Origin of the sequence: Roseovarius albus, from assembly GCF_900172335.1 — a bacterium.
GTDB classification, from domain to species: domain Bacteria; phylum Pseudomonadota; class Alphaproteobacteria; order Rhodobacterales; family Rhodobacteraceae; genus Roseovarius; species Roseovarius albus.
Map to the genome: position 1 here is coordinate 416,416 of NZ_FWFX01000003.1, position 6,299 is coordinate 422,714.

7 protein-coding genes and 1 tRNA gene are annotated in these 6,299 nt (G+C 53.4%); 1 reads left to right on the top strand and 7 read right to left on the bottom strand.

All coding sequences use genetic code 11. The annotated features are described in order from the left end of the window. Positions 1–30: 30 nt before the first annotated feature. The gene (locus ROA7450_RS07340) at positions 31–1,212 is read right to left on the bottom strand and encodes a glycosyltransferase family 4 protein (protein WP_085805027.1); all 1,182 of its coding nucleotides are present in this window, start codon (positions 1,210–1,212) and stop codon (positions 31–33) included. Between the two features lie 261 nt (positions 1,213–1,473). On the opposite strand from ROA7450_RS07340, the gene ROA7450_RS07345 reads away from it, so the two are divergent. Continuing rightward, a complete protein-coding gene (locus ROA7450_RS07345) occupies positions 1,474–1,830 on the top strand; it encodes a cupin domain-containing protein (RefSeq protein ID WP_085805028.1) in 357 nt (118 codons plus the stop codon). Positions 1,831–1,889: 59 nt separating this feature from the next. Here the strand turns inward: ROA7450_RS07345 and nusG are convergent, their stop codons facing one another. The 6 genes from nusG to ROA7450_RS07375 all read right to left on the bottom strand — a co-directional run. Beyond that, positions 1,890–2,423, bottom strand: coding sequence for a transcription termination/antitermination protein NusG (nusG, locus tag ROA7450_RS07350; protein WP_085805029.1), 534 nt, complete (start codon positions 2,421–2,423; stop codon positions 1,890–1,892). 198 nt (positions 2,424–2,621) lie between these two features. Continuing rightward, entirely contained in the window at positions 2,622–2,819 is a 198-nt protein-coding gene (secE, locus tag ROA7450_RS07355) for a preprotein translocase subunit SecE (RefSeq protein ID WP_085805030.1), read from the bottom strand. 121 nt (positions 2,820–2,940) lie between these two features. Continuing rightward, positions 2,941–3,696 carry a hypothetical protein gene (locus ROA7450_RS07360; protein ID WP_143534388.1) on the bottom strand — a complete coding sequence of 252 codons (756 nt, stop codon included), beginning with the start codon at positions 3,694–3,696 and terminating at the stop codon, positions 2,941–2,943. Between the two features lie 196 nt (positions 3,697–3,892). Beyond that, positions 3,893–3,968 (bottom strand) — tRNA-Trp (locus ROA7450_RS07365). Positions 3,969–4,054: 86 nt separating this feature from the next. Further along, positions 4,055–5,977 (bottom strand): DUF3604 domain-containing protein, encoded by a 1,923-nt coding sequence (locus ROA7450_RS07370; RefSeq protein WP_085805032.1) that lies wholly within the window; start codon positions 5,975–5,977, stop codon positions 4,055–4,057. A gap of 197 nt (positions 5,978–6,174) precedes the next feature. Further along, positions 6,175–6,299: EF-Tu C-terminal domain-related protein (locus tag ROA7450_RS07375; RefSeq protein WP_503128370.1), on the bottom strand; the 125-nt coding region annotated here is incomplete at its 5' end.

Below are 6,299 nucleotides of genomic sequence, written 5' to 3' on the forward strand. Positions count from 1 at the left end.
CTGGGTTGGTCGCGCCCCGGCTGCCCCCCTTCAGAGCCCCTCGTAAGCCTTTTGCCAGGAGGCCGCAACCGTGTCCCAACTGAAGTGTCGTTCAGCCCGCTTACGGGCGGCCTGAGCCAGCTGGTTGGCACGTTCAGGGTTCTGGGCGAGATCGGACATTGCGGTGGCAATGTCGGCAATGACCGTTTGCTCATTGGTGGGGTCGATTAAGATTGATTCTTGCCGGTTTGCAAGGCCTTGCGGGCCTCCCCAGTTAAGCGTGACGACAGGCAATCCCAGCATCATCGCCTCTTGCATGACGATTCCGTTGGCTTCGGCCAGGGTTGGGAAAATGAACCCGCGATAGCGCGCAGCGGTCTCGATTATTTGGTCATGCGGCAACCAATCGATAAATTTGACATATTCTTTCAGCCCCAGGTCAGCGCTCAGTTGCTTAAGACCCGGCAGCATTGGACCTTTGCCATAGATCGTCAGGTTCACTCTAGGAGTCGTCTGTGCAACGGCGCGAATGGCAAGATCTGCGCCTTTATATTCGACCAACCGCCCAAAGAAGATGAATTGTTTGTTGACACCTTCATGGACCGGCAGGTCTGATTTCACGAGGGACTCTTCCAACCCGCTGTCGGCGACATCCATCATCTGATCTTCGTTTGCACCGGACCATTTCAGCGCTCGCCGTGTCCGTTCATATCCTGACACAAGCAAGCGGTGTGCGCCTTTCTTCTCTTTGAACAGAACGCCGTTCAGCCGTTGCAGGGGCTTGTAAATCCGCTGCTGTATTTTCTCGGAACGCGCCATCCGGGATCGAAACGCAGGCGGGTGGAAAATGTTGCCCGACAAGGGGCCAATCACATAGCGGTAGCCTTTAGGTGGATGGCGGCGGATCATCGGGGAAATCGGGCAAAGATAGTGCAGGACACAGCCTGACGGCGCGAATCTTTTGACCAACCGCGCTGCGGCCAGATGAAAGCAATCGCCTACAAATCGGCGCAAAATCCGGCTTTTCCAGAAGAACGCCTGCCAGGCATCGTCTTCGACGTAGATCAAACGATCCGGCGGGAAATGGCCATCGAGCCCAGCACAGCATCTGGCGTGTGTGAGCAGATAGGCATCCTGGCCCTGCTGCAACAGATAAGAAAAATACTGGTAGGCCTTGATTGCCTCGCCGCCCATGTGGGTGCCAGCGTTGGTCGAAATCACGATGATTTTCATTGATGAGACGATCCGGACCTAAAACCTGAGTATCGCGAAGATTACCGAACAGGACGCTAGCATTCGCACAAATAAAGGGCAACGTTCAGCGGATCAAACCATTCTGAGCGAGATGAGGCTGGCAATAAGACAGTCTATGACACGGCGGATTTTGGCGAATATGAAGTGTACGGAAAATTTAGTTTCCAATCCCTGTATTATTATGAATAATTAATTCCCAGTATGAAAATACTTTGTTTCGCCAACAAGAGGAGTTTAAGAATGCCACACCCCGCATTTTCGAAAATTGCCAATCGGCAAGTGGAACCCGTTTTGGATGATCTAGACGGTTGGAAAAAGGTGAGCGGCGATCCCAGCATGACAACCTGGATCGAATACACCTCAGAAGATGAAAGTCTAATGTGTGGATGGTGGGAGGCGACCCCCGGGGTGTATCACGCCACCTATGCGGCTTGGGAATTCGTCCACTTGATGGAAGGCAAGATCACGATAACGCCAGACGGTGGCGAGCCCAACGAAGTTGGACCCGGAGACGCATTTGTTATTGAGGCTGATTTTTCTGGAACTTGGGAGATCAAAGAGAAAGTGCTTAAGCACTTTGTCATCAGGCTCAAATGATGACGGTCCGCTCTGCAGTGACTTAAATCGCCCAACCGCAGAGCAGCTTAGTAAAGCGCTTAACCCTGTTTTGTGACCTGCGTGTATTCCAGTTCGACAGGGGTTTCGCGACCAAAGATCGATACGGTGACCTTGAGGCGCTGGTTGTCTTCGTCGACTTCTTCGACCAGACCATCGAAGTCTTCGAACGGGCCGTCGTTGACCTTGACCTTTTCGCCAACTTCGAAGCTGATCAACAGCTTCGGCGCTTCTTCACCCTCTTGGACACGGTTCAGAATCGTGTTTACTTCAGCGTCACGCATCGGCATTGGGCGGCCTTGAGGACCCAAAAAGCCAGTGACGCGGTTGATCGAATTGATCAGGTGATAACCCTGATCAGACATTTCCATGCGCACCAGAACGTAGCCCGGCATGAATCGACGTTCGGCGGTGACTTTCTTACCACGGCGCACTTCGATCACTTCTTCAGTTGGAACGAGGACCTCTTCGATCGAGTCTTCGAGACCGTTCTCGACCACTGATGTTCTGATCTGTTCAGCGATCTTTTTCTCGAAGTTCGAGAGAACACTGACCGAGTACCACCGCTTCGCCATGTTTGACCTACGTCCTTGCCTTGCGCGTATCGCGCAGAATTTCATCCTAATGTCAGAGACTTAAAAGAGATCAGCTCTGACCACCTGAAACAAAAAATCGGCGCGTAACTTGATTCGCCACGCGCCACATTTCTTAATCAGCTGCGGATTAGCCCGAATTCCACCCGATTTCAAGAGGAAGCCGTTCTTTATCGCGCCTTAGCCGAAGAGGCCCAGGAGTCCCTGCACGCCCGAACGGATCACCAGATCAACCAAAGCAAAAAAGATGGCCGTCAGGATCGCCATGATCAACACCATGATAGTTGTCAGCATAACCTCGCGGCGGGTCGGCCAGACGATCTTGCTGGTTTCCGAGCGAACCTGCTGGATAAACTGAAGCGGATTTGTGAGGGCCATGCGCCTGTCTTTCTCGGAAATATAAACGTTCAGGCCCGCGACATACGCTGCGGGCCTGCGAATTTCAAGCCTAAAGGATGCTGGCGATTATCCTGAGTACAAACTGTTGCCAGAAATGATCCTAACTGCGTCCTGATGATTTGATCTGGTCGAAGGGCGGCACCTTTGCGTGATTGCGGTAAGTCCGGCTTGAGTTTTCAGAGGCATCGCGAGAACTGCAGGGCACTGAATCTCGCTGAACAACAAGCCCGTTCGATTGGATCGCACTCTTCTTCTCGTGGTGCTCAGGAATACGTGTTGTTACTGAGCGAAGGCGCGGTAGCGCCTGCCATCGACTACGTACAAATTTTGAAAACCGCTGCGGACCAACGGAAAGATACCCGATCAATGCTACCCAGAACGTCACCAACAAAATAGTTGGGATAAGTAAGGGTAGCAAAAACATCACCACGGCCAATAGAATGATCCAGCCATAGGTTTTGAACGCATCGACCGCTTCAGTTTCCCTCGGGTCAGATCGACCAAAAGCGGGCAAGACCTTCTTAAATATCGAGCGCCCGCCAGCGCGATTTCGAACTCTTCTTGGAGGCTGCGCATCAAGAATCAGATTGGCGGGCTCCAACTCGGGCAGGCAATCGCGCTTCAGTGGCTGGTTTTCCCGCGCCATAAATTTTCGGACAGATTTTTCGATACGCTGGGCGTCATTCACCAACGCATCTCTGGTTGCTCGGGACATGCCGTCAGATCGCGACAAGTCGGTCTTCGAGTTTAATGTATGTGTGTTCACGGATCTTCTCTTTAATAAAGTATATTTAAAATTGTATGCACAAGCGCCGTTCCCCCAACGCATGAACACCATGTCATTGTTGCGCCCCAATCATGTCCAAATAAAGGCGCCATCGCGGCGGAATTGCGTAAATTGTCAAAACTACGGCAATACTACATGATTTCAATACATTAACTTGAAAATCGCGCAATTGTTTCCCCAGTGACCCGGGAGCAATGCAATTGAAGCCAGCACTGCCAAAATGCCGCAGAAACACTCTACGATATATAGTTGTCTGTTGAAAATTTGGCAGGGGCAGCAGGGTTCGAACCCGCGACCTACGGTTTTGGAGACCGTCGCTCTACCAGCTGAGCTATACCCCTAAGGCCGGGCTTCGGATTACGACACCTTGCCGGAGGAATCAAGCGCCGTTTGGGCGCTTTTCCAAGAAATAAACTGCCCTTGGCTCTTATTGCGCTGGCGTGTACCAGATCGGCGAGGAATAGGCGCGCTCCTGGTGGGCAAGTTGGGCGTCGGGTGGCAATTCGATTCCGTAACGCACTTGATCATAGACAATCCAGCGTGGCGTCGGAATCTCAAGCACACGGACATAGTAGAACGCCCGCTCGGCTGGATCGAAATCAGGGTCACTCCAGACCGTCGCCAGTTCAGAGGCTCCGATGGTGTTGCTCCAACTGGCGGTGTCCAGATCGACGGTATCGCCAACCTCGGGTAGTTTGCCATTGCCATCTGGTTCACGGTCACCAGACCAGGCCACATCATAGACCTTTTCTTGCAATGCGCCATCAGCGTCCATCCAGCCCTTGACCACTTGCGCACGGTCCAAATTTGCCCCAACTGGATCTCGCAGAGCAGCAATCATGAACGTTGGCGCACCTTCTCCCTCGCGCGGGCGCAAGTCACTGCCCATCGGCACACCGCGCGTATAGCCTGCTTCCGCGATTGACCGGGTGCGTAGATCATCGTCGTTGAAGTCCCAGCCGCCAAAGAACCGCAGCCCTATACGTGGGCCGGTGGTTGCGTAGGTCTCGCGGCGTTTGAAGGCATCAAATATTGCCGAACGAGTGTTCTCGGATGCCCAGACAGCCGTGTAGCCAGAAGCCACAAGCAAATCGCCTGGGATCTCGCCCAGTTCATTGGCAATGAACGGGTGCGTTATCCGCGTCGCAGAGGGTTCCACGCTGACGGATTTGCCGAAGAAGTTATCCTCTTCCGCCGTCGCCAAAGAGGTATGGCTGTCGGTCGCGCCACCCATGCCGAATTTATAGGGGTTCACACCGAACTTTTCCTCGAGCATCAAACCCTGCTTGAGCGCCTCGCGAGCGTATTCCCCCGCCAGCATGTCTTCTGTTTTCAACTCGGTAATATCGAGGTTGCCAACATCCCAGTTTTCATAGTCGGCAAATTCGTCATCGGGGCTCAGGTAAGGGTGGGCTTCTCCGTCGCCTTTAATCTGGGTGACCTCGTAATGCGGCTCCCACTTGGCGCGGGCGTTGACATAGTCTTCGTCCACCTTACCGCCGTGGTAGGTATCGTCAGTCGGGAACATCCAACCATTCGACAGGTTACCGTTGTGGGCGAAAGCCACAGCACGTCCGCCGGTTTTACCCTGATATTCTTCAAGCCAGGCATAAAGCGCCTTGGGATCCGTGTCGCCATAGGGCGGCTGTGTCACCGGCGGCACCATCTGCAGCGCCCGGACCGGGCCATCGCGCAGCATCACGTTGCGGTGCAGGTTGAAGCCTTTGGGCACGCTCGTCCACTCGAACCCGATAAAGGCGGTGAAATTGCCCGGGTCATTGTGTTGCTCAGCCGCCATGACAATGTGCTCCCACGTGAACGCAAAGGCATCCGCGCCGGGGCTGTAGGATTCGAGCAGAATTTCAGGCAGCGTCATTTGCGAAAAGTTGGTGATGATATCAAAGGCTGCCTTCCCGGCCTCTTCGCCGCCCGCCGAGTACCCCTCGTACCATTCCAGCCCTTTAGGGTCAGAAAGCACACCAGGTTTGCCTGCTTGAAGATCCGGGGCAAAACCCATCAGATCGGTGTGATCCGTCAAAACCATCCAATCGAGCGGGCGCGCTAATCGAACCGGCTGACCCGTCGACGAGATAACTTGCTCCCCTTTGGCAAAACGCCAAGCTTCATCGGGAAGCAATGTATTGCCAAATGCACCCGCATCCAATGAGAGGCCAGTGTGCAGATGCGAATCCCCCCAGAGTGGTCGTTCTGGAAAGTTTCGATTCGCATAAGGAGAAAACGGACGCTCTGCAAAGTTGCCCTCTGCCGCTGCCTCGCTTGGGACGCCATCGGCGAACGCTGGAATTGAAAGTGATGCTGCCAAGGCAGTCGATATTAAAAAACGAAACATAGTCTCCCCCAAAATGTGTCGTTGTGTCAGTTCACTATTAACAAGCTCAACTAAAAAGAGTGCACGTTACCGTCTACAGTATGCACAAAATTGGTCATTTTCAAAATTTGGGGTATTTTGGGAACGTCGGAACTAGAATAGCCTACAAAAAAGGCCGCTCTGTTGAGCGGCCTTTTGCTTGAGTATCTTAGGAAAGATTACTCGATGATTTTGGACACAACGCCGGCGCCGACGGTGCGGCCACCTTCGCGGATCGCGAAGCGCAGGCCGTTTTCCATGGCGATTGGGGCGATCAGCTCAACGTTGAACTTCAGGTTGTCGC

Coding starts and splice junctions, on each gene's coding strand:
- ROA7450_RS07340 (WP_085805027.1), bottom strand. CDS start 1,212: ATGAAAATCATCGTGATTTCGACCAACGCTGGCACCCACATGGGCGGC.
- ROA7450_RS07345 (WP_085805028.1), top strand. CDS start 1,474: ATGCCACACCCCGCATTTTCGAAAATTGCCAATCGGCAAGTGGAACCC.
- nusG (WP_085805029.1), bottom strand. CDS start 2,423: ATGGCGAAGCGGTGGTACTCGGTCAGTGTTCTCTCGAACTTCGAGAAA.
- secE (WP_085805030.1), bottom strand. CDS start 2,819: ATGGCCCTCACAAATCCGCTTCAGTTTATCCAGCAGGTTCGCTCGGAA.
- ROA7450_RS07370 (WP_085805032.1), bottom strand. CDS start 5,977: ATGTTTCGTTTTTTAATATCGACTGCCTTGGCAGCATCACTTTCAATT.